Raw genomic sequence first — 225 nt, 5'->3', positions numbered from 1 at the left:
GGCGAGGTTGGGGCGGGTATTAACCGGGCTGGGCGGCTGAGCAAGGGTGCCGGCTATGCACTGCGCGTTCCCGCCTACGATATTGTCGAGGTCGGTGCGGGAGGCGGCAGCCTGGCCTGGGTAGACGACGGTGGCGCGCTGCGCGTCGGACCCCGTAGCGCGGGTGCCGTCCCCGGACCGGCCTGCTATGGCCGGGGCGGAATCGAACCGACCATCACCGACGCC

Annotated in this window: 1 protein-coding gene; it reads left to right on the top strand. The window is 71.6% G+C overall.

All coding sequences use genetic code 11. The annotated features are described in order from the left end of the window. The coding region (locus OXG98_14180) for a hydantoinase/oxoprolinase family protein (protein MCY3773149.1) at positions 1–225 on the top strand (225 nt) is incomplete at both ends.

This window comes from Gemmatimonadota bacterium (assembly GCA_026706345.1).
Taxonomy (GTDB): domain Bacteria; phylum JAAXHH01; class JAAXHH01; order JAAXHH01; family JAAXHH01; genus JAAXHH01.
This window is presented reverse-complemented; position numbering and strand designations above follow the sequence as displayed.